Annotated in this window: 25 protein-coding genes and 1 pseudogene; 17 read left to right on the top strand and 9 right to left on the bottom strand. The window is 69.8% G+C overall.

Annotation, left to right across the window (positions count from 1 at the left end; translation table 11 throughout):
- Nucleotides 1–94: 94 nt before the first annotated feature.
- From AC3AGO_RS34835 to AC3AGO_RS34815, 5 genes are all read right to left on the bottom strand, one after another.
- Nucleotides 95–667: a hemerythrin domain-containing protein gene (locus AC3AGO_RS34835; protein WP_487824302.1), complete on the bottom strand. Its 573-nt coding sequence runs from the start codon at nt 665–667 to the stop codon at nt 95–97.
- A gap of 106 nt (nt 668–773) precedes the next feature.
- Entirely contained in the window at nt 774–1,043 is a 270-nt protein-coding gene (locus tag AC3AGO_RS34830) for a GlsB/YeaQ/YmgE family stress response membrane protein (RefSeq protein WP_487824301.1), read from the bottom strand.
- Between the two features lie 190 nt (nt 1,044–1,233).
- A complete protein-coding gene (locus tag AC3AGO_RS34825) occupies nt 1,234–1,311 on the bottom strand; it encodes a DUF6480 family protein (RefSeq protein WP_487824913.1) in 78 nt (25 codons plus the stop codon).
- Between the two features lie 102 nt (nt 1,312–1,413).
- Nucleotides 1,414–2,223: a SigB/SigF/SigG family RNA polymerase sigma factor gene (locus tag AC3AGO_RS34820; RefSeq protein WP_487824300.1), complete on the bottom strand. Its 810-nt coding sequence runs from the start codon at nt 2,221–2,223 to the stop codon at nt 1,414–1,416.
- A 247-nt stretch (nt 2,224–2,470) separates the two neighbouring features.
- Complete coding sequence (locus AC3AGO_RS34815; RefSeq protein WP_487824299.1) at nt 2,471–3,205, bottom strand: GAF and ANTAR domain-containing protein; 735 nt, start codon at nt 3,203–3,205, stop codon at nt 2,471–2,473.
- A gap of 236 nt (nt 3,206–3,441) precedes the next feature.
- Here AC3AGO_RS34815 and AC3AGO_RS34810 point away from each other — a divergent pair, with 236 nt between their 5' ends.
- The 4 genes from AC3AGO_RS34810 (at nt 3,442) to AC3AGO_RS34795 (ending at nt 5,994) form a co-directional block, all read left to right on the top strand.
- A complete protein-coding gene (locus AC3AGO_RS34810; protein ID WP_487824298.1) occupies nt 3,442–3,657 on the top strand; it encodes a DUF5133 domain-containing protein in 216 nt (71 codons plus the stop codon).
- A gap of 126 nt (nt 3,658–3,783) precedes the next feature.
- On the top strand, nt 3,784–4,335 hold the full coding sequence (locus AC3AGO_RS34805; protein ID WP_487824297.1) for a SigE family RNA polymerase sigma factor: 552 nt from the start codon (nt 3,784–3,786) through the stop codon (nt 4,333–4,335).
- A complete protein-coding gene (locus AC3AGO_RS34800; protein WP_487824296.1) occupies nt 4,332–5,066 on the top strand; it encodes a hypothetical protein in 735 nt (244 codons plus the stop codon). Before AC3AGO_RS34805 ends, AC3AGO_RS34800 begins: the two co-directional genes overlap by 4 nt.
- Before the next feature lie 100 nt (nt 5,067–5,166).
- A complete protein-coding gene (locus tag AC3AGO_RS34795) occupies nt 5,167–5,994 on the top strand; it encodes a pectate lyase (protein ID WP_487824295.1) in 828 nt (275 codons plus the stop codon).
- Between the two features lie 74 nt (nt 5,995–6,068).
- Here the strand turns inward: AC3AGO_RS34795 and AC3AGO_RS34790 are convergent, their stop codons facing one another.
- Nucleotides 6,069–6,632 carry a transcriptional regulator gene (locus tag AC3AGO_RS34790; protein ID WP_487824294.1) on the bottom strand — a complete coding sequence of 188 codons (564 nt, stop codon included), beginning with the start codon at nt 6,630–6,632 and terminating at the stop codon, nt 6,069–6,071.
- Nucleotides 6,633–6,686: 54 nt separating this feature from the next.
- On the opposite strand from AC3AGO_RS34790, the gene AC3AGO_RS34785 reads away from it, so the two are divergent.
- The 4 genes from AC3AGO_RS34785 to AC3AGO_RS34770 all read left to right on the top strand — a co-directional run bounded on the left by AC3AGO_RS34785 (nt 6,687) and on the right by AC3AGO_RS34770 (nt 9,985).
- Nucleotides 6,687–7,619 (top strand): phytoene/squalene synthase family protein, encoded by a 933-nt coding sequence (locus AC3AGO_RS34785; RefSeq protein WP_487824293.1) that lies wholly within the window; start codon nt 6,687–6,689, stop codon nt 7,617–7,619.
- 219 nt (nt 7,620–7,838) lie between these two features.
- On the top strand, nt 7,839–8,276 hold the full coding sequence (locus AC3AGO_RS34780; RefSeq protein ID WP_487824292.1) for an NfeD family protein: 438 nt from the start codon (nt 7,839–7,841) through the stop codon (nt 8,274–8,276).
- 28 nt (nt 8,277–8,304) lie between these two features.
- Nucleotides 8,305–9,405 carry an SPFH domain-containing protein gene (locus tag AC3AGO_RS34775; RefSeq protein WP_487824291.1) on the top strand — a complete coding sequence of 367 codons (1,101 nt, stop codon included), beginning with the start codon at nt 8,305–8,307 and terminating at the stop codon, nt 9,403–9,405.
- A gap of 94 nt (nt 9,406–9,499) precedes the next feature.
- A complete protein-coding gene (locus AC3AGO_RS34770) occupies nt 9,500–9,985 on the top strand; it encodes a F0F1 ATP synthase subunit B (protein WP_487824290.1) in 486 nt (161 codons plus the stop codon).
- Nucleotides 9,986–10,054: 69 nt separating this feature from the next.
- Here AC3AGO_RS34770 and AC3AGO_RS34765 read toward each other — a convergent pair whose 3' ends face one another.
- Together AC3AGO_RS34765 and AC3AGO_RS34760 are read right to left on the bottom strand one after the other, a co-directional pair.
- Nucleotides 10,055–11,419 (bottom strand): MFS transporter, encoded by a 1,365-nt coding sequence (locus AC3AGO_RS34765; RefSeq protein WP_487824289.1) that lies wholly within the window; start codon nt 11,417–11,419, stop codon nt 10,055–10,057.
- Between the two features lie 211 nt (nt 11,420–11,630).
- A pseudogene (locus tag AC3AGO_RS34760) lies at nt 11,631–11,962 on the bottom strand (glyoxalase superfamily protein).
- 125 nt (nt 11,963–12,087) lie between these two features.
- On the opposite strand from AC3AGO_RS34760, the gene AC3AGO_RS34755 reads away from it, so the two are divergent.
- Nucleotides 12,088–12,642 (top strand): N-acetyltransferase family protein, encoded by a 555-nt coding sequence (locus tag AC3AGO_RS34755; RefSeq protein WP_487824288.1) that lies wholly within the window; start codon nt 12,088–12,090, stop codon nt 12,640–12,642.
- 458 nt (nt 12,643–13,100) lie between these two features.
- Here AC3AGO_RS34755 and AC3AGO_RS34750 read toward each other — a convergent pair whose 3' ends face one another.
- Entirely contained in the window at nt 13,101–13,436 is a 336-nt protein-coding gene (locus tag AC3AGO_RS34750) for an ArsR/SmtB family transcription factor (protein ID WP_487824287.1), read from the bottom strand.
- Between the two features lie 170 nt (nt 13,437–13,606).
- On the opposite strand from AC3AGO_RS34750, the gene AC3AGO_RS34745 reads away from it, so the two are divergent.
- The 8 genes from AC3AGO_RS34745 (at nt 13,607) to AC3AGO_RS34710 (ending at nt 20,326) form a co-directional block, all read left to right on the top strand.
- Nucleotides 13,607–14,749: an FAD-dependent monooxygenase gene (locus tag AC3AGO_RS34745; RefSeq protein WP_487824286.1), complete on the top strand. Its 1,143-nt coding sequence runs from the start codon at nt 13,607–13,609 to the stop codon at nt 14,747–14,749.
- A gap of 218 nt (nt 14,750–14,967) precedes the next feature.
- Nucleotides 14,968–15,195, top strand: a complete 228-nt coding sequence (locus AC3AGO_RS34740; protein WP_487824285.1) for a hypothetical protein — start codon at nt 14,968–14,970, stop codon at nt 15,193–15,195.
- The gene (locus AC3AGO_RS34735) at nt 15,192–15,467 is read left to right on the top strand and encodes a hypothetical protein (RefSeq protein ID WP_487824284.1); all 276 of its coding nucleotides are present in this window, start codon (nt 15,192–15,194) and stop codon (nt 15,465–15,467) included. The genes AC3AGO_RS34740 and AC3AGO_RS34735 overlap by 4 nt, the downstream gene beginning before the upstream one ends.
- A 453-nt stretch (nt 15,468–15,920) precedes the next feature.
- Complete coding sequence (locus AC3AGO_RS34730) at nt 15,921–16,328, top strand: hypothetical protein (protein ID WP_487824283.1); 408 nt, start codon at nt 15,921–15,923, stop codon at nt 16,326–16,328.
- 50 nt (nt 16,329–16,378) lie between these two features.
- Nucleotides 16,379–16,573 (top strand): hypothetical protein, encoded by a 195-nt coding sequence (locus AC3AGO_RS34725; RefSeq protein WP_487824282.1) that lies wholly within the window; start codon nt 16,379–16,381, stop codon nt 16,571–16,573.
- A gap of 424 nt (nt 16,574–16,997) precedes the next feature.
- Complete coding sequence (locus AC3AGO_RS34720; RefSeq protein ID WP_487824281.1) at nt 16,998–18,206, top strand: MFS transporter; 1,209 nt, start codon at nt 16,998–17,000, stop codon at nt 18,204–18,206.
- A 139-nt stretch (nt 18,207–18,345) separates the two neighbouring features.
- Nucleotides 18,346–18,537, top strand: a complete 192-nt coding sequence (locus AC3AGO_RS34715) for a maleylpyruvate isomerase N-terminal domain-containing protein (RefSeq protein WP_487824280.1) — start codon at nt 18,346–18,348, stop codon at nt 18,535–18,537.
- Nucleotides 18,538–18,826: 289 nt separating this feature from the next.
- Nucleotides 18,827–20,326 carry an ABC transporter substrate-binding protein gene (locus AC3AGO_RS34710; protein ID WP_487824279.1) on the top strand — a complete coding sequence of 500 codons (1,500 nt, stop codon included), beginning with the start codon at nt 18,827–18,829 and terminating at the stop codon, nt 20,324–20,326.
- Nucleotides 20,327–20,330 lie beyond the last annotated feature (4 nt).

Below are 20,330 nucleotides of genomic sequence, written 5' to 3'. Positions count from 1 at the left end.
TCTTCTTGTGCGCCCGGAGTCCGACATCGGGCTCCGGGCGCGGCCGTTCGGGGGCGCTGCTCGGCTCAAGCGTGCCGCGGGCCTTATCGGCGCACTATTGCGTCAGGCGACAGCAACTCACCGCCACCGCACGGATCTTGTCGGTCGTGCCGGGGCCGAACGTCAGCGGATTTGTCGGCTTCGGCGAGTCGGCCTCCTCCGGCACGTGGTGCGTGACGGGGACGGCCCGTTTGACGCGCCGGAGCTTCATACCCAGGTCGGCCAGTTCCGGCTCGGGAAGGCTCCCCGGCAGGTGGCGCCGCAGTTCCGCGGTGTCCTCGCCGGTGTGGCCGCGTACTTCCTCGATGAGCTCACGCAGAATCTTCTCGAATTCGGGACGGCCGAACTCCTCGAACTCCAGCTGCTTGAGGCTCCGTTCCATGCGCGCGTGCCGCTCGAGCGCCGCACGCGAGAACTTCTCACCCTCGGGGCCGTCTTCCCGCAGGATCAAGTGGAGGTACTCCTCCTCGGCGACGAGGTGCCGGACCAATTCGACGGCGAGTTGTCCGATGAAGTTCCTGCGCTGCCCGTCCATGACGGGCAGCGCCTCCAGTTGGGTCAGGACATCCTCGATTTCCCGGTGATCCTGGGCGAGTTGGCCTGTTACCTCTTCAGCCGGCTCCGTCACAGTTCTCCTCTCCGGGCATGCCGGCTTCCAAAACCGGCTGCCGGCTCCCCGCGTGTCCCCATTTCCCCCATTCTCCGAGGGCCCCGCGACGGGTCTCCCGGCGTGATCAGCGCCGCGCGCGGCCACCGGTCACGAGACGGTAGATCGCCAGCACGATGACCGACCCGACGATGGCGGCGACCCATGTCGACAGGTGGAAGAACCCGTTGATGGAGTGCACGCCGAAAATCACCTTCCCGAGCCAGCCGCCCAGCAGGCCGCCCACCACACCGATCAGCATGGTGATGAGGCAGCCGCCGGGGTCCCTCCCCGGCATCAGGGCCTTGGCGATGGCGCCGGCGAGCAGCCCGATCACAATCCACGCGATGATGCCCACGGTGACTCCTTACGGAATTGACGGTCGGCATGACCGGGTTGACTTCGACCGATCACGCTAATCATGCGTATCCCGGGCCGAGGCCTCGCGCACGTACGGTCGGCCGGATGGCGGTTCCGGGCGGCGGTTGCGTGGTCGCGCCGGCCGACGTGCGGGGACGGTCCCGCCCCGGACGCCGGCAACGTCGCCGTCACCCCGGCGGGACCTGGCCCCCGGGTTCCAGCCCAGCGGTGCTGCGCGGTTCGGGATCCGCGTTCTTGTCCGTCATGCGCCCCGGGTGGTCCCCCCGATGGTCGCTCAATCCCCCAGAGGGCATCCGGTCAGAGGGCATCCGGCCGTCAGGGGCGCTCGGCCCGGGGCCGGCGCAGGGTCAGCCCTGCCGGGGCCACAGGTCCTCGGGGCCGGGCGGTTCGGTGTCGACTTCCTCCCGGACCCGTCGGCAGGCGTGGGTCAGCAGCCGGGAGACGTGCATCTGGGAGATGCCCAGCTCGTTGCCGATCTGCGTCTGTGTCATGTCGCGAAAGAACCGCATGTAGAGGATGAACTGCTCGCGTTCGGGCAGCCGGCACAGGCGCGTTTTGACGGCCTCGCGATCCACCACGTGCGCATAGCCGTCCTCGTCGTCGGCGAGGGTGTCCAGGAGGCTGAAGCCGTCTCCGGCGGACATGTCCGCTTCCAGCGAGAGCGTGTTGAAGCCGTGCAGGGCGTCCAGCCCCAATTGCACGTCGTCCTCGCTCAGGCCGCTGTGCTCGACGATGTCGGCGACGGTGGGGGCGCTGTCGAGCGCTGTCTCCAGCTCCTGCCGGCTGACCCGGACCTGGTTGCGCAGGTTCTGTACCCTGCGCGGCACGTGGAGATCCCACATGTTGTCGCGGAAGTGCCGCTTGAGCTCCCCGCGGATGGTGGGCACCGCATAGGACTCGAAGGCCGTGCCCCGCTCCGGGTCGTAGCGTTCCACGGCTTTCACCAGAGCGAGGGCGGCCACCTGCTTGAGATCTTCCAGATCCTCGCCGCGTGCGCGGTACTTGCCGGCCAGCCGGTGGGCCATGGGGAGCCACGCCGCAGCCACCTGCTGCTGGATCTCGCGCTTCTCTTCCCCGTCGGGCAGCCGGGCCGCAGCCTCGAACTGGGCCCGGGTATCCGGCGCGTCGTCGTGGCTGTGCCGACGGCGAGCGGACACTCGAGCACCGGCCATCGCCATGGGAACAACCCTCCACGTCAGCATCGGTTACCTGGATCAGGGGCGCACTCCAGCGGACCGGCGCAGCACCCCGCCAGGCCTGCGGTAACCACACCGCGGACAACTAAACATGGGGCAGCGACATCTCAGGACACGGCCCGAACACCCCTGCTTCCGGGGCACGTTGGGCTCTGGGCTCGACGGGCAAGGTACGGGCAAGGCTCGGGCCGTCGCCGCGGGTACGGCCTCAGGTTCCGGTCTGCGGCCGGCGCAGGTGCTCTGCTGTGACGCGGCCGTGCAGGACGGCGTCGGCCAGGTCTGTGAGGTGGGTGTGGCGTTCTTGCGTGCTCTGCCTCAGGGCTGACAGCGCCTGCGTGGGCGAGGTCCCCCACAGTTCCGCCAGCAGGCCCGTGGCTTGCTCGACGACGACCCAACTGCCGAACGTGGCCCGCAGTTGCCTGGCGACGACCTCGCCGTCGACAACGCCGCGCTGCTGCGCCAGACCGACGGATGCGGCGTCGGCGATGCCCTGCGCCAGCTGCACGTCCGCCTCCCCGAACGGGCCCGGGGCCCGGTGAAAGAGCCCCAGGGCCCCCAGCCTCTGCCCACGCAGCCGCACCGGTACCGCGAAGCCGCTGCGGAAGCCGAGCGCCGCGGCCTCTTCGGCGAAGCGCGGCCAGCGCCCGCCGCCGGCAGCCAGGTCGGCCTCCGCTTCTGCCAGGCCGCTGCGGTAACTCTCGATGCACGGGCCTTCATCGGTCTGGCGGGTGACGGAGCCCAGGCGGCGCGACTCCTCATCGGAAGCAGTCACCGTCCACAGCGTGTCCCAGGCGTCCGCCAGCAGCAGCGTCGCTGCCGTGACCTCCAGCAGCTCCGCACAGCGCCCGGACAACCGCTGAAGGAAGTCGATGATGTCGAAGTCCTCGACGAGTGTGTCCGTCACCTCCACGAAGGTCGTGGCGAGGCGCTCCTCACGGGACATCGAAGCGCTCCTCACGTACTCGGGGCCGAGCTCGCGCCACGTACTCGGGGCCGAGCTCGCGCCCGGCTCCCGGACGGAAGTCCTCCACAGGCCCAGGGTATGCACCGGTCGCCCGGGGAGAGCAACCGCCGCGCCCCGTACGCGCCGGTCGACGCGCGGGCATGGCACACAGCACGGCGGGGTACTCCCCCGCATGGTCCGACGCCTTACCGGCGCGGGCCGGGAGCACACCCCTCATGAGGAGACGATCTTTCATGATGGCGCATCCGCAGACGCTGCGGCAGCTGCTCGCCCAGTACGAGACGCTGCAGGCCGAACTCGAAGCGGACCCCGAGTCTGTACTGCGGCACGACTTCGATGACGTGTGCTGCCTGTTGTGCACCTCCACCGGCACTCGTGTCGTCGCCGATGCGATCGAAGCCGCCCGTACGCACCTGACCGTCGCCTACTGATCCGGCGCCGGGCCGGCGGCAAGGGGCCCCTGGGGCTGGAGCGTTGCCGAGGGGTGTGGCTGCTCATAGCCTGTTGCCGTCACGTCGGGTGATGTTCGGGCCTGAGGGCGGAGGGTGGAGGGGTGGATGAGCGGGGCCGTGGGGGGAGGTGCGGGCGGGCAGGGTGACGCCGGGGAGGAGTTCCGGGCGTTATTCGACGGGCACTACGCCGAACTCGCCCGGCTGGCCTGGATGTTGACCGGTGACGCCGAGGTGGCCGACGATCTGGCGGCCGACGCGCTGGTCGCGCTCTGGTCGCACTGGGACCGGGTGCGCGCGGCCGAGCATCCCGTGGCGTACGCCCGGGGCGTCGTGGCCAATCTGGCGCGCAGCCACATCCGCAGCGCCGTCCGGGAGCGCCGCCGTATCGCGCTGTTCTGGTCGCAGTGCTCCGAGAGTGCGGAGGTGCCCGACGTGCCGGGCGTGGTGGATGTCCAACAGGCGCTGCGTACGCTGCCGTTCCGCAAGCGGGCCTGTGTCGTACTCCGGCATGCCTTCGATCTGTCCGAACGGGAGACCGCGGTGGCTCTCGGTGTGTCGGTCGGTACGGTGAAGAGCCAGACCTCCAAGGGCTTGGCGCAGTTGGCGCGGCTGCTGGGTCCTCGCGCCGCTTCGGAGCTCATGGGCGGGAGGACATGATGGAGGAGCTGCGCCGGCGGCTGCGGGAGACCGCCGACGCGCACGAGCCCGACCGGGAACAGATGCTGGCCAGGGTCGAGCGCGGTACGGGCACGTCCTCGCAACGCTCGCAACGGCCGGCTCCGCGGCGGGTACGGCGGCCGGTGCCGTGGCTGCGTACGGCGGGCGCCGCCGTGGCGGTGGCGGGAGTGATGGCAGCGGGCGGCTTCGCGGTGTCCGCCATGACACACGAGACCGGCGGCCGGCCGGGACCCGCAGGGCCGCCCGTGCACAGTTCCCCCGCGCCCAACTCCCCGCCGCAGAGCACTCCTTCGGACATCGGCCGAGCCCGCGTCGAGGACGGCCCGCTGTGGAGTGACGGCTCCGTCGACTCCGGCAGCAACGCGTTCTGGGCGCAGAGCAACGTGACCGTGAAGTCCGCGATGCCGCTGACGTCGCTCACCGTCGAGCTGCGCGTCGCGCGCACCGAGGGGGTGAAGCCGACCGGTGCCTGGCGGAGCCTGCCGCCGGACATCTTCACCAGCACCACGCGGTCCGAGGGCGGATTCCTCGTCTATCGCTGGGAGTTGAGGAAGGGGCGGACGGTGCCCGCCGGCACGCATGTCTTCGCCGGCCAGTACGACCACGCGCAGGGCGGGCGGGATGCGGGCCCGGACAGGTACACGGCGACCGCGCGGGCGGGCAGCCAACAGCTGTCCGTACACGGCGACTTCGCGCCGCGGAACGACTGACGGAAAATTCCTCATCCGGCACGGCAACCTCTCCGGCTCCGGCGGCGACTACCTGACACACAGTCCCCAGGAAGAACCGCCCCCGACAGAGGAATGGAAGATGACGTCAAGACAGCAACCCCCCACCGGCCGGCACCGCAGATCGCTCGCCCGTCGCCGCGGAGTCATAGGGGGCCTCGCGGCCCTCGGAGTGACCGGCCTCGTCGCCGGCGTACTGACGAGCACCGCGAGCGCCGCCGCGGACTGGCCCGAGCCGAGCGGCACCAAGCCGGTCAGCAAGACGATCGAGGTCACCGGTACGTACGACGGCGGGCTCAAGAGGCATTACGGCGAAGGTGACTTGGGCGACGGCGGCCAGGAGGAGGGCCAGGACCCGCTCTTCACCCTGCAGGACGGCGCCGTACTGAAGAACGTCGTTCTCGGTTCTCCCGCCGCCGACGGGGTGCACTGCCTGGGCAGCTGCACGATCCAGAACGTGTGGTGGGAGGACGTCGGCGAGGACGCCGCCTCGTTCAAGGGCACCAAGTCCGGCGCCACGTACACGGTGACCGGTGGCGGCGCGCGGAAGGCCCACGACAAGGTCTTCCAGTTCAACGGGACGGGCAAGCTCAATGTCCGCGACTTCCAGGCCGCCGACATCGGCAAACTGGTGCGCAGCTGCGGCAACTGCTCGACGCAGCACAAGCGCACGATCAGCGTCGAGAACGTGGACGTGACCGCGCCCGCCAAGTCCCTGGTCGGCATCAACACCAACTACGGGGACACCGCGACGCTCAAGGAGATCCGCCTGCACGGCGACTCCGGCAAGAAGATCAAGCCGTGCGTGCGGTACACGGGCAACAACACCGGCGACGAGCCGGTCGAGACGGGCAGCGGCCCCGACGGCACGTCGTGCCGCTACGCGGCCTCCGACATCTCGTACGACTGACCGTCCGCGCGGACACCTGATCGCCGGGCGCTGTTCCCGGCCCTCCCCGGCAGCGGATGGGGACAGCGCCCGGTTCAGGGGCCCGAGGGAGAGGACGGCCCGCCGTCGGCGCCCGCGTTCCGGGCCGCGGCGACGATGTCCTGAAGCGCTGTGACGTGCCGTTCCAGCGCCAGGTGTCCCTCGTCGGCGAGGGAGAGCCAGGTGCGGGGGCGCTTGCCGAGGTGGCCCTTGCGGATGTCGAGGTATCCGGCGTCCTCCAGGGCCGAGGCGGCCTTGCTCAGGTTGTTGTGCCGGACGAAGCCGGTCCACATGCCGAGTCCCATGGTGATGGCATCGGCGAAGGCGATGAGGTACGCGTCGGCCCCGAGCCCCGAGCACACCACCGCTACGAGACCGGCCGCGATGACGGCGGGGAACGCGATGATGCGCTTCCGCTGCCTGCGCTCCTCCTCGGCGTGTCCGGCCAGCACCACGCTCCTGCTGCGCTTCGCCGAGTGCCTCAGCATGAACACGCCCAGCAACGTCAGGGGCGCCACGAGCCACATAAGGACGAGGAGCTTGTCCGCCTCCAGCAGCCGCCCCCGGCCACCACCCTGCGGGCACCGGTGCACCCGGTCGCCGGGCAGAGGCGCATGCATGCCACAGTTGATCCTTTTGATAGCTTCACGAGTCCACAAAAGGGATCGGAGAGCATGTACCGGGTCGGGAAGGTTTTGACGCAGGCGGGGATAACCGACCCGCTGCTGCGGGAGGCGTACGGGCTGTGCCGCCGGATTCTGATCACGGCCGACGGCGCCAAGTGGGACGCCGGACTGCTGGCTCTGCCGCCGGCCAAGCGCCCCGCGGTCTGGGCGCTGTACGGATTCGCGCGGTGGGCCGACGAGATCGTCGACAACGGCGACCCGGCCACCCGCGCCGAGGAACTCGCCACCTTCACCTCCCGCGTCGTCGAGGACCTGGAGACGGGGCTCTCCCGCGACCCGGTCTGCATGGCGCTGCTGGACACGATGCGGACCTGGGACATCGCCCCCGATACGGTCACCGCGTACCTGGAGAGCATGCGGCTGAGCATGACCCGTACCGAGTACCGGACGTTCGACGAGCTGCGTCACTACACCGACGCCGCGATCACGAGCGTGGGCCGTCAGGTGCTGGCCGTACTGGAGCCCTCCGGCGAGGAGGCGCCGGCGCGCATGGACGCGCTGAGCACCGCGATGTATCTGACGGACATCATCAAGGACCTCGCCGAGGACCTGAAGTGGGGGCGTCTGTACCTGCCGCTGGAGGAGCTCGACGCGTTCGGAGTGGCCCGCAGCGACCTCGAACAGGGCCGTCTCACCCCGTCGGTGCGGGAGCTGCTCCGGTTCCAGATCGAGCGCACGCGCCGGCTGTACGTCGAGGGCATGGCGGTGGCGGGTCTGGTGCATCCGGGCGGCCGGCCGTTCCTTCAGCTGGGTACGAAACTGTTCCGCAGCACGCTGGAGCAGATCGAGCGCCGCGACTACGACGTGTTCACCACGCGGCCGTGGATCAGTACGGCCCAACTGCCCGGTCTGGCCCTGCGGGTGGGCGCCTCGATGGCCACCCGCCGCAAACCGGCCCGCATCGCCGCGCCCGTGCAGTAGTTGATCCTTTCTTCTCGGGGCGCCGCAGCGGTCGCGAGTACGTCGGCGCCTCGCGGTACCCCGACATCGGAAAATTGATCTCCGACCGGGCGGATTCCTGTGGCTTTTCTGCCCCGTCCGGTGGGACGCGTTCCATTTAACCGGGCGGGGAAAGCCATTTCTGTTCGGGCCTCCCGGGGGTAGATTGATGAATGAGTCCCCCTGAGGGAGGCTGATTCGATGCCGTGGTTCCTCTGGCTGCTTGCCGCCGCGGCGCTCGGCACGGCGGAGTTTTTCACTCTGACGCTGGTCTTCGGATTGCTGGCCGCCGCCGCCATGGTCACCGCCGTTGTCGCCGGTGTGGGCATCGGCCTTCTCGGCCAGCTCGTGGCCCTCGGAACGGCAACGGCAGCGGGCTTCGTCATCATCCGCCCTGTCGCAGTGCGACATCTGGCACAGCCGCCCCTCACAAAAGAGGGCAGCGACGCATTGATCGGCAAGCGGGCCGAGGTCACGCAGGAAGTCACTGCGACGCACGGCCTGATCAAACTCTCCGGCGAAGACTGGTCCGCCCGCGCCCTGGACGAAAGCCATGTGATTCCGGTCGGCGCGCTGGTGGATGTCATGGAGATCCAAGGCGCTACAGCCATCGTCTACCCCCGCGAACTCCTTCCATGAATGGCTGAATACATAACAGGGAGGAACTGTGGAACCGGTTGTCATCCCGCTTCTCGTGGCGGCGATCGTTGTCGTCTTCCTCGTGGCTTCCACTGTGCGGATCGTCCCGCAGGCGCGCCGCTACAACATCGAGCGTTTCGGCCGGTACCGCCGGACGCTGCAGCCCGGGCTGAACTTCGTCGTGCCGGTGGCGGACCGCATCAACACCAAACTCGACGTGCGCGAGCAGGTGTATTCGTCCGACCCCAAGCCGGTGATCACCGAGGACAACCTCGTGGTGAACATCGACACCGTGCTCTATTACCAGATCACCGATCCGCGGGCGGCGGCCTACGAGGTCTCCAGCTATCTGCAGGCGATCGATCAGCTCACCGTGACCACGCTGCGGAATGTCATCGGCAGCATGGACCTGGAGGGCACGCTCACCTCGCGTGAGGAGATCAACAACCGGCTCCGCGCCGTCCTCGACGACGCCACCGGCAAGTGGGGGATCCGGGTCAACCGCGTCGAGATCAAGGCCATCGATCCGCCGAACACCATCAAAGAGGCGATGGAGAAGCAGATGCGGGCCGAGCGGGACAAGCGCGCGGCCATCCTGCACGCCGAAGGTGAGCGGCAGGCCAAGGTCCTCACCGCGGAAGGCACGAAGCAGAAGGACATCCTGGAGGCGCAGGGCACGCAACAAGCCATGATCCTGCGGGCGGACGGCGAGGCGAAGGCGGTGGAGCGCGTCTTCCAGGCCGTCCACCGCAACAATGCCGACTCGAAGATCCTGGCCTACAAGTACCTCGAAACACTCCCGCACTTGGCGCAGAGCGAGAACAACACGTTCTGGGTGATCCCTGGGGAGCTGACCGAGGCAGTGCGCACCGTCACCACCGCGTTCGGCGATCACTCGACGAGTGCCCCTCCCCCGCCTGCCCAGCCCGAGAAGGCAGCCGCTCCCGAAGCTGACGACACGTCGGAGAAGGGCGGGACTCCGCAGCTCGAGGAGGGCTCGGCGCTTACGCTCGACGCCGACGAGGCCGCGAAGCAGGCGGCGGCCGCGGTGAGCGAGGCCAAGGCCGAGGCCGAGGCGGCGAGGTCGACGGCCCGGGGACCGGGCCGGGAGCCGACGCCCGGCGAATGAGCCCTGGCCCGTGGGAGGCGCGGGGCAGGGGTGACCTGCGTCTCACCGTGGTGGAAGAGGGGCCTCCGGTGCGGGCCGCGGGTACGTATCGCCCATGAAGCTCTTTCCGGAATCCTTCCCCCTGGGGCCGCTGAACCCCGAGGTCGATCAACTCGTCGTCGGACTCGTGCTGTTCACCGCCGTCTTCCTGCTCTTCTTCCGCGTCCTCGTACCCCGGGTGCGCAGCGTGCAGGAGGAGCGGGAGCGGCGTACCGAGGGCGGGTTGCGCGATGCCGAGGCGGTCCGGGCCGAAGCGGCCCGCGTACGGGCGGAGTTGGAGCGCGTACGGGCCGAGGCGCGCCACGAGGCGGCCCGCGTACGGCAGGCGGCGATCGAAGAGGGTGCCGGGCACATTGCCGCGGCGCGGGAGGACGGGCTGCGGGAGCGGGATGTGCTGATCGCTTCCGGGCTGGAGCGGATCGAGGCGGAACGGGAGGCTGCCGAGCGGCAGTTGAGCGGCGACGCGGAACGGCTGGCGTACGACCTCGCGGGGCGCGTGCTCGGTGAGCCGGCAGCCGTCTCCCGTACGAGCAGTCAGTAGCGCGCAGGCCCCGGGAGGCGTACGGCCGTACCGCGCGCTGGTGACGCGGTACGGCCGTGGGGCCGGTGGTTACGTGCGCGGGCGGTCGTCGCGTGCCGCGAGCCAGAGGCCGGCGGCCGCCGTCAGTACGCCGATGAGCGCCCAGAGGAACGCGGTACGGAATCCGTCGGGACCTCCGGCGCTTGCGGCCACTCCGACCAGTACCGCGAGGCCCAGGGAGCCGCCGAGTTGGTCGACGGCGCGCTGCACGCCGGACGCGGTTCCGGCGTCGTCCTCGGTGACGCCGACCAGTGCGGCGTTCTGCAGTCCGATCAGGCCGATGCCCATGCCGGCGGCGACGCCGATCATGCCGGGCAGTACGTCGACGGCGTAGGCGCCCTGGTCGGGGAGGCGCGCGAGCCAGGCCAGGCCGGCCGCGGTGAGCGCGAGGCCCAGCAGCGCGGTGCGCTTCATGCCGATCGCACCGATCAGCCGGGACACCTGCGTCATGGCCAGCATCAGGGCGGCACAGAACGGCAGATAGGCCAGTCCCGCCTGCAGCGGGCCGAGTCCGATCACGTCCTGCATATAGAGGGTGAGCAGGAAGAAGCTGGTGGACAGTCCCGCGCTGAGCAGGACGGTCGCGGCGTTGGCGACGGCCCGGGTGCGGTGGACGAAGAAGGACAGCGGTACGAGGGGGTGCGCGGTGCGCGCCTCGACGGCCACGAATGCGGCCAGGAGCAGCACGCCCGCCACGGCCGCCCAGGGGGCCTTCTCGACCGCTCCGTACACGAGGGTGAGCGGCCCGGCGGTGAGCAGTGCGGCCCCGGACAGGTCGAGGCGCCCGCGGCGGGGACGGGGGCCGTCGGGCCGTACGAGGGCGGGCGCGGTCAGGAGGACGGCTGCGGTGACGGGCACGTTGATGCCGAAGATCCAGCGCCAGTGCAGGAGTTCGGTGAGAATGCCGGACAGCAGGACGCCCGCGACGAGGCCGCCTGCCGAGATCGTGCCCCAGATGCCGAGGGCCCTGGCCCGTTCAGCGGGTTCGGGGAAGAGCAGCGCGATCAGGGACATGGCCGCGGGTGACGCGAGGGCTTCGCCGGCGCCCTGGGCGAAGCGGGCGGCGATCAGCGTCGGCAGGTCGGGGGCGAGTCCGGCGGCGAGCGAGGCGAGCGCGAAGAGCGCGGCTCCGGCGAGGAAGATCCGCCGCCTGCCGAGGAGATCGGTGATGCGGCCGCCGAGCAGCAGCAGTCCGCCGCCGACGAGCGTGTAGCCGGTCACGACCCAGGACAGGGACGCGGCCGGGGCGTGGAACTGCGCGCCGATCGACGGCAGCGCCACGTTGACGACGGTGACGTCGAGCGCGATGAGGAACTGGAGGAGGGAGAGCAGCGCGAGAGCCGGCATGCGGCGGTCGGCGCCGGGGCACACGCGCGCCCGGGGAAAGGTGTTCATGAAGTGGGTACTCCAGGCAGGAGGACGTCAGGGACGCGTCCGTGCCGGCACGGCGAGCCGACCCCACCGGTCGGACCGGTGCGGCTCAAGCCGTCGAACGGCACCTGGAGTTACTCGGTAACTGCGATTCCCACGCGCGGAACGCTACCAAGGGGGCCGCGCGGGACCCAACCGGTTTTCGGATCGCCCGGGCTGCGGAGGGCGCCGGCTGTCACTCCGTGGGCGTTCCCACCCGGAGGCGGTTGCCGTCGGATCACGGAGTTCGACCTCCCGCGCCCACGGCGCCTCTTCCACGGTCGCGCCGAACTCGGCCGCCACAGCGTCGACTTCGCGGACCCGCAAATACACCAGCGTGTCGGGGCGGGCGTCGCCCTTGTGCTCCGACAGGAAGAGCCGCATGCGGCCCCGCTCGATCTCGACGAACGCGGGCATGCCCGGCGCGAAGCGGTGCTCCCACACCTGCGTGAAGCCGAGGCGGGCGTACCAGGCGACGGCGGCAGCGGCGTCCTCGACGTACAGAATGGGGATGACTTCCTCGTCCATGCTCCGCATTCTCACAGCCGCCCCGCACCGGCGAACGCACCTGCCGACGGACCCGCACGCCCTCCCGACGGCACTCCGTGTGTAATGTGGCTTTCGCCCCGTTCTCCACCGTAAAGAGATGCACGATGACTTCCGCGACGCCCGGCCACTCCGAGATCTCTCTGCGGCCGATGACTCTGGAGCATCTGCCCAGCGTCATCGACCTCGGCCGCCGCGTCTACGACACCAACGTCATGCCGTACACCGGCTGGTCGCTGACCGCCGTCGCCGCGCATCTCGACACCCCCTCCCCCGCCTGCCTCGTCGCCCTGGCGGACGGCCGGCTGGCCGGCTTCGTGCTGGGCTCGATGTCCTTCGAACAGCGCGACGACTGGGGCCACTTGGAGTGGATCGCCGTCGACCCGGACTTCCAGGGCCACGGCGTCGCGGGCCGGCTGGTCCGCGAGTGCTGCGCCGTGCTGGAGTCGGCCGGCGCCGCCACCGTCGTCACGGACGTGGAGGTGCGCAACACGGCCTCCAGCGCGCTGATGCAGCGCAACGGCTTCACCGAGGGCGCGACGGTCACGCTGTACGTACGGCACTCCGGCGACGGCGACGACAGCGCCCCGGCCAGGCCGCCCCGCCGTCACCTCGCCAACGCGGCCCACCAGCCCCCGCAGAGCCAGAACACCGCCAACTGACCGCACCTTCGCCGAACGCACCGGCCTCACCTCCCAGTACGTCGGCAACCCCCGTTGGCAACGCCCCGTACGACAGGCAGAGTTCACCGGCCCTTACGGCGGATCTTGATGTCGCGCATGTCCGTCACTGCGATGCGGAGGATCCGGTGCGGGTAGGCGTGTGCCTCCAGACGACACGCACCGTCTACCAGGAGCTTCTCCACGCCCGGTCCCCGCCCTCACCCCCCCCAGTGGCCCTGCTCCGCACGCGGGTTGAGGAAACCTCAGTGGGTGTGGACGTGAGGGGTGTGCGGATGAGTTCGGCGCCGATCACGAGCGCGGGACGGTGGTCGAAGCGACACCGATCCCCTTCGTACCCGCGTCGTGCTCGGCTACCTGCGAGCCGGGCGCGAGCTGGATTCGGCCGAGCTCGCGGCTCAGGGCCGGCTCGGACTCCCCTCCGGTGTGCTCAGCTGTACTCAGCGAGGAGCAGTACCGCCCGGGGACTCTGCCCCCAGGAGCGTGAGCAGCCCGGGGAATCTCTTCTCGATGTCCGCGCGTCGTAGTCGGATGCCCTTGCGGTTGCCGTAGTCGATCTCGTCAATGAGACCTGCCTCGCGCAGGACCCGGAAGTGGTGGGTCTGGGTCTGCTTCGAGATCGGAAGATCGAACGAGTTGCAGCCCCGCTCGCTGTCGCTGCGGTCGGCGGCCAACTCCGCCATCACCGAACGACGGTGCTCGTCGGCGAGGGCGCGGAACACCGCACCCAGATCGAGCGCATCGGCCTCCGGGCCGTCCAGGTTCTTCCCGGTCACGCGGCACCTCCTTCAGGTACGACTTGCATCGTACCTCAAGGATGTGCTCCACTGAGGTACGAAATCGATCGTACCTTGACCCGATGGCGCTGCCCCGTGCTGCCGCGCTCTGAGCCCCGGCCCGGCACTCGCCGCGAACCTGGTCATCGACACTCCGAGAGGTCATCGTCATGAAGAAGCCCGAAGTGCTGATAGTCGGCGCCGGAATCGCAGGGCCCGCACTCGCGTACTGGCTCTCCCGGAACGGCTACCGGCCGACGGTCGTCGAACACGCCCGGCAGCTGCGCTCCGGTGGTAGCGCGATCGTCGTGAAGGGGCCCGCGATCCCGGTCGCCGACCGCATGGGCATCCTCCCGCAGCTCCACGGGCTCGCCACCCGCAACCGGTCGCTGACCCTGCTCGACCCCGGCGGCAGGCGAATCCTGCAACTCCCGCTCACCTCGGACGAGGCGCCGACGGTCGAGGTGACCCGAGCCGACCTGTCCGAGGTGCTCCACCAGTCGGCGCAGACCGAGGCCGAGTTCTTGTTCGACGACACGGTCACCGCTCTCGACCAGGACGAAGGCGGGGTGGACGTCACCTTCCGGCGGTCCGCGCCACGGCGCTTCGACTTGGTCGTCGGTGCCGACGGGATGCACTCCACCGTACGGCGCCTGGTGTTCGGCCCCGAGCGGCAGTTCGCGGGCGACCTGGGCCTGTACGGCGCGACCGTCCCGCTGGAACCCGACGCCATCGAGGACCCGAGCGAGATGACGATGCTGACCGTGCCGAACCGGATGCTGGTCCTCCACCCCTCGCGGACCACCCCGCTCGCGATCTTCACCTTCCGGGCCGCACCGCTAGCGCCCCACGACCGCAAGAACGTCGCCCTTCACAAGCAGACCGTGGCCGACGCCTACGCCGACGTGCGGTGGCGGGCACCGGAACTCGTGGCGGCGTTCCTCGACCACCCGGCTCCGTTCTTCGACCCCCTGACCACCGTCCGGGTGCCCTCGTGGTCCCGCGGACGGGTCGTACTGCTCGGGGACGCGGCGGCGGCGACAGCCCTGCTGGGTGACGGGTCCAGCATGGCGATGGCGGGCGCGTACGCCCTCGCAGAAGAACTCGCCGCCCATCCCGGTGACCACGCCCGCGCCTTCGCCGCCTACGAGTCGCGGCTCCGCCGCGAGGTAGGCCCGCGGCAGCGACGTGTCGGTCTGCTCTCCAGGCTCATGGTGCCCCGCACCCGGCCGGGCCTCGCGGTGCGCAACGCGGTGGGCCGCGCGGTCGGTCGCACGAACCGGACCGCCTCTCGCGAAGCCGCGAACCGGTAGACCGGGCCCGCACCGACCGCTCGCCACGATCCTGAAGACCCGAGCAGGCTCCCGGGGGCCGACCATGCCCCCGCACAGGCGCACAGCGGCGCGGAGGGGCCGGCCTGCCGGTCCCGGCGCCGTATGTGAGCCAGGCAACGAACTCCCATGATCAGTTTTCCGCCTGTCACGACCGTCTCCTAACGTCCCCGGGCCGATCGACAAGGAGACCTTTCACGATGCAGAACAAGCGGACTGCGGCCCGCATGCTGCGCTGGGCGCCATGGGGCTACGGGGCCGGCTTCGCTGTGAACGCGCTCTCGCTTGCCCTCACCATCGCCGACGGTGCTTCGGTGTTCGGCGTGGCCTGGCGTGCCGGTTTCTGCGTCATGTTCGTCTTGCTGTTCTTCCTGGCTCGGCGGGAGCACCTCAAGCTCGAAGCCGATATCGCGGGTGATACGCGGTGACGCTGCTGTCTTCCTGGCTGGTCGGATGGTGGGCCGCGTGCCGGGCCGCCGGGACAGCGATCCGGCAACACGTCCTCCAGGCCGTCTGCATTTTCAGCTTTGGGATGGTCTACCAAGTTGTCCGCGAGCACCACGGCTCAATGCTTCTGGCCGGAGGCGTCGGGATGGGCGTCGTGTTCGGCGTCAGGCTCGTGTGGTTGGTCGTGGCGGAACTGATCGCACGCCGCAGCAGCAGCCACGCCGGCGACAGCGGTCCACATGGGGACGCATGAAGAACAAACGGCGCTCTGCCCAGCTGGCCGAATTGATGGGCAGAGCAGGGGCGGTAGACCGCAGTCCGCGAGGGGCGATGCTCCTGTGACGACGGGTCTCCCGTGCCTTGATCAATTTTCCGCGTCTTCCGGCTGTCGCCTAGCCTTCCCGGCCCTGTCAGGACAACGGGCCAGGTCAGGCGGAGGAAAGGCATGAAGGTACACAGGCGAATACACCGGCGGATCAAGCGGATCGGCACTGCCCTCGCCGTGCCCGGCGCCGGCGCCGGTGCGGGAACCGCCGGCTGGGCCAAGACAACCCCGGCAGCGGGAGTCGGAGCGGGGCCGAGCGACGGCGGGCCCGTATTGCCCTGGTGGGCGTGCGTCGTTGTGGGCGTGGTCGCTGCCGTGTTCATCGCGCTGATCTGCAAGTACCTCTATGACATCCGCCGGCTGAAACAGAGGGGCTGACAGGTGTACAGCAGCGGCCTCGGAAACGGCGGGAACAAGCCGCAGAGGGTCGGCAGGCTCCTGACCTTCCTCACCAGCGCTCTCTACCTCCTCCTCGGAGGGTCCGGGATGTTCGCCGTCGCAGAGGCCCAGTGGCATGACCATTTCCTCTCCGCTCTCGCGGCGGGGGTGGTTGGCCTGTCCTTCATCGCCTATAAGCGGCTGACCCGGGAGCACTACCGGCGCCGCCGGGCTTTCCAGGAAGGCGAGGAGGTGGAGGAGGCCCCACTGGGGCCGATGTGGAGCTTCTCCCAGACCAGGGTGGGGAAGGCTGTCCTCCTCACCCTCTGGGCCGTGCTCATGATCGGCCTGATCGCGCTGACGGCCTATGACACGGAGCACTGTCCCCGCCTGTCCGAGGGGCTGTGCTGAAGACCTGATGTGGGCGTGACCGACCGCCCTGAAGGAGAGTGACCTGGAGCATGCCGAATGATCCGGACGACACAAACGATGAGGAACACCGAGATGTTGAACTCGGCCCCATAGCCCGCTTCCTGGCCACGGACAGAGGTGTGTTCGTGAGCGCGGCCCTGGTGATGGTGGGTGCAGCCCTCTTCTTCGGGCTGGCGATCTGGGATATGAACACCTGCCCCAGAATGAACGAAGGGCTCTGCTAGCCAGCCGTGCGGCGTTGAACGCCGTGGTCAACGCCACGCCTCGCCCACTGCGGCAGGCACTTGTGCTCCAATCAGCCCCCCCCCAACCCCTCATTCTGAGCAGGGGCGATCTGCGTCGGGAAGCAGGGGTGGCAGAAGCCGCCGGGGCCGAGCACCGTTGGTGTCCCGGCGCTACATGCGCAGCCAGTCCACCGCCAACTGACCACGCCCGCAGGCCTGGTGGGCGCTCTGCACGGCCGCGGCGCGGGCGGGCTGGTAGCTTCGCCGGGTGCGCATTCCGATGTTCATCTGACGGTCCTGGGAACCGCCCGCCCAGGTTCTGATCCGTCGAGGGCGCGCTTCGCCGCGCCTTCCGGGTCTTGACTGTCCGTCAGATCTCGCCGACCGCGCCGGTGATGCCGGTCGCCACCATCGGAGTGTCCCGGTGTTCGGAGTGCTTTTTCTCCCCGGCGTGCTGCGCGCCTTTCTTCCTGCCCTGATCGGGCGTTCCTCCCTCGCCATGAGCGGTCTCGCGCTCCTCCTGGCCGTTCAGGGGACCACAGGTTCTTTCGCACAGGGCGGTCTGGCGACGGCCGCCTTCGGAATCGCGACTGTTGTCGCCGCGCCCTGGCGGGCCCGGGCCATCGACCGGTTCGGTCAGCGGCGGGCCCTCACGGTGATGGCAACCGGCCAAGCCGCAGGGTTCGTTGCTCTCTCGTTCCTCGCCGACGGCGGGCAGGACGGGCAGGAGGCCGTCCCCTGGCTCCTTCTGGTTCTCAGCGCCGAGGGTGGTCTGACGGCCCCGCCCCTGGGGGCCGCGATGCGCATGATCTGGGCGTCCCTCACGCAGGCCGGCGAGCAGCGGAAGAAGGCTTTCAGCTTCGACGCGATGTGCGAAGAGTTCCTCTTCCTCGGCGGTCCCGTCATCATCGCTGCGGTCATTGGTGGCACCTCGCCAGGCTTCGGGCTGGGAGTGACTGCGGCGACCGTGCTTCTTGGAACGCTGGCGATGGTCTCCAGCCCGGCGTCGGGGGCGATGCGGGGGATCCGCCAGGACGCGGTACGAGGCGAACGGCCGCTGCGCCGGCCCGGTTTCGGCCGGGTGTTGCTCGTCCTTCTGGGCGCGGGCGCTGTGCTCGGTGCCGTGGAGGTCGTGGCACCGGCGTTCGCCGCGCAGCATGATGCCGCGTCGGCGGCGGGCTGGCTCCTGGCCGCCTTCTCCGCCGGCAGCGCTCTGGGCGGCTTTCTCCACGGCCGGCTGCACATCGAGGCAGGGATCGGAACGAGGCTGTTCGGATTGAGCATCGGCATGGGGATCGCCACGGTCGGCGTCTCCTGGGTCACCCCGCTCGGGCTCTTCGCCGTGGGCCTGGCCCTCGTGGGCCTTTTCCTCGCCCCGTCTCTCGTCACCGGGTATCTCATCGCCGATGCCATCGCTCCGGAAGGTGGCCGGACGGAGGCGTCGACGTGGATCAACACTGCCGTCAATCTGGGCGCCTCGCTGGCCTCCGCGGCGGCGGGCATCGTCGTCGACCACTCCGGCGCGGGGTTCGCCCTCTTCCTCGCAGGGGTGGTTCCCCTCGCGCTTGCCCTGGCCACGCCGTTCGCGTGCCTCCACACGATCGAGGCCGACCAGGACGGTCAAGTCGACTGACTACTCACTGCCGTTGGCCTGTCGGTGTGCCCTTGTAGTCTCTCCCCGGCGTGACGACAGAGCCGGTCGACGCCCCGCGTCCTGTCTTCGCCCGGGCACTTGATCAGGCCGGGAAACAGGTCGCGGCGGTGAGTCCGCGGTGAGCCCCGATGAGCTGAACAACCGCACGCCCTGTGCCGATTACGACGTTCGCGCGCTGCTCCAGCACGTGGTCTCCGTGCCGCACAAGCTCGCCCGTGCCGGCGCCGGAGACGATGCGCGCGAGGTCCCCGATGTGATCGACGGGATAGCCGATGACGGCTGGGCGAGCGCATTCGCCCGGGGCCCGTAGCGAGGTCGAGCGAGTGTGGGCCGACGACGAGAAGCTCGACCGGAGGGTCACCCTCCCATGGGCCACGCTGCCCGGCCGGGATGCTCTCGAGGCCTACACCCACGAGTTCACGGCGCATTCCTGGACCTCGCACATGCCACCGGGCGGCTCGCCGAACTCGGTCGTGCGTACGGGACCCGGACCGTGTTGATGGAAATGATTGTCATGGGCTAGGTTAAAGCGCGTGCAAAGCCGGGGCGGGATGCCGCGGTGTCGCGCCTGCCCGTCTCCCCTGTCGTCTGGACGTTCCGTGAGCCTGCCCAGAGTCCTGCCCGCCGCCGCGATATCGACCTCGTTCGCCCTGCTGCTGTCCGGCTGCTTCGCCGGCTCCTCCGGGAGCGACGGCGCGGGAGGCGGGGACGGGAAGCGGCTGCGGGTCGCGATGATGCAGCCGCCGCGTTCCGGTCTCTCGCCGCTGTCCGACGACGCGTTCAAGCTGTCGCGGTGGAGCACTGCCGAGACCCTGGTGAAGCTCGACAAGAACGGCGACCCGAAGCCGGCTCTCGCGACGGACTGGAAGCGACAGGGCGACAGGGACTGGGAGTTCAGCTTGCGCGAGGGGGTGACGTTCCACGACGGCAGCAAGCTGACCGCGCAGTCCGTCGTGAAGTCGCTGCGGCGGGCGACGACCGCCGCGCCCAAGCCGCGCATTCTCGACGGCGTGAAGCTGACGGTGCGGGCGAAGGGCGAGGACAAGGTCGTGGTCGGGACCGCGGAGGACGACCCGCTCGTGCCGCAGCGGCTCTCCTCCCCGCAGCTGTCGATCCTCTCCGGCAAGGCGTACCGGGGGCAGACCGTCGACCCCGTGGGCACCGGCACCGGGCCGTTCGTGCTGAAGAAGGCGGACGGGACGAGTTCCGCGACGCTCGACCGGTACGAGGGCTACTGGGGGCCGAAGGCGAAGGCGCCCGGCATCGACGCGACGTACGTGCCCGACGGTGCCGCGCGGGCCGCCGCGCTGCGCAGCGGTGAGGCGGACATCGCGGAGGCGGTGCCCGTGTCGCAGGCGGGGCTGCTGAAGAAGGAGCAGATCACCGAGGTGCCGATGCCGCGCACCAACACCCTTTACCTGAACACGGAGAAGGGCCCGTTCAAGGACCGGGCACTGCGTGCGGCGGCCCGTGAGGCCGTGCAGCCGAAGGAGCTCGTCAAGGGGATCTACGAGGGCCGTGCCGATGTCGCCGAGGGGCTGCTCGGGCCGGCGCTGCCGTGGGCGTCACAGCGTGACGGCCGTACGGACGCGGCCCGCGCCTCTGCTCCGAAGAAGCAGAAGATCACCATCGGTACGTTCACGGACCGGGCCGAACTGCCGGAGGTGGCGGCCGCGTTGCAGCAGCAGCTGAAGAAGGCCGGGTTCCGGGTCGACCTGGAGGTCCGGGAGTACGCGAACATCGAATCGGCCGCGCTCGACGGCGAGTTCGACGCCTTCGTGCTCTCTCGCGCCACCGTGCTGGACTCCGGTGATCCGGCGGCGTATCTGCACAGCGACTTCGCCTCGGACGGGTCCTTCAACATCGCGCAGTTGGCCGACGAGAAGGTCGACGAGGCCGTACGGAAGGCCGAGTCCGCCAAGAGCGGTGACGCGCGCCGCAAGGCCGTGCTGGACGCGGAGACCGCCATCCTCAACACCGACTCGGCCGTGCCCATGCTGCACGAGCGGGTCATCCAGGGCGACGCCGAGAATGTCGTCGGTTCGGTGAAGGACCCGCGCGAGCGCGAGCTGGTCGGCGCCGAGACGTACAAGAAGTAGCGGG

It is taken from the genome of Streptomyces sp. BL1, assembly GCF_057628045.1.
The sequence above is the reverse complement of the archived record's forward strand: the minus strand, read 5'-3'. Positions and strand labels throughout refer to the sequence as shown.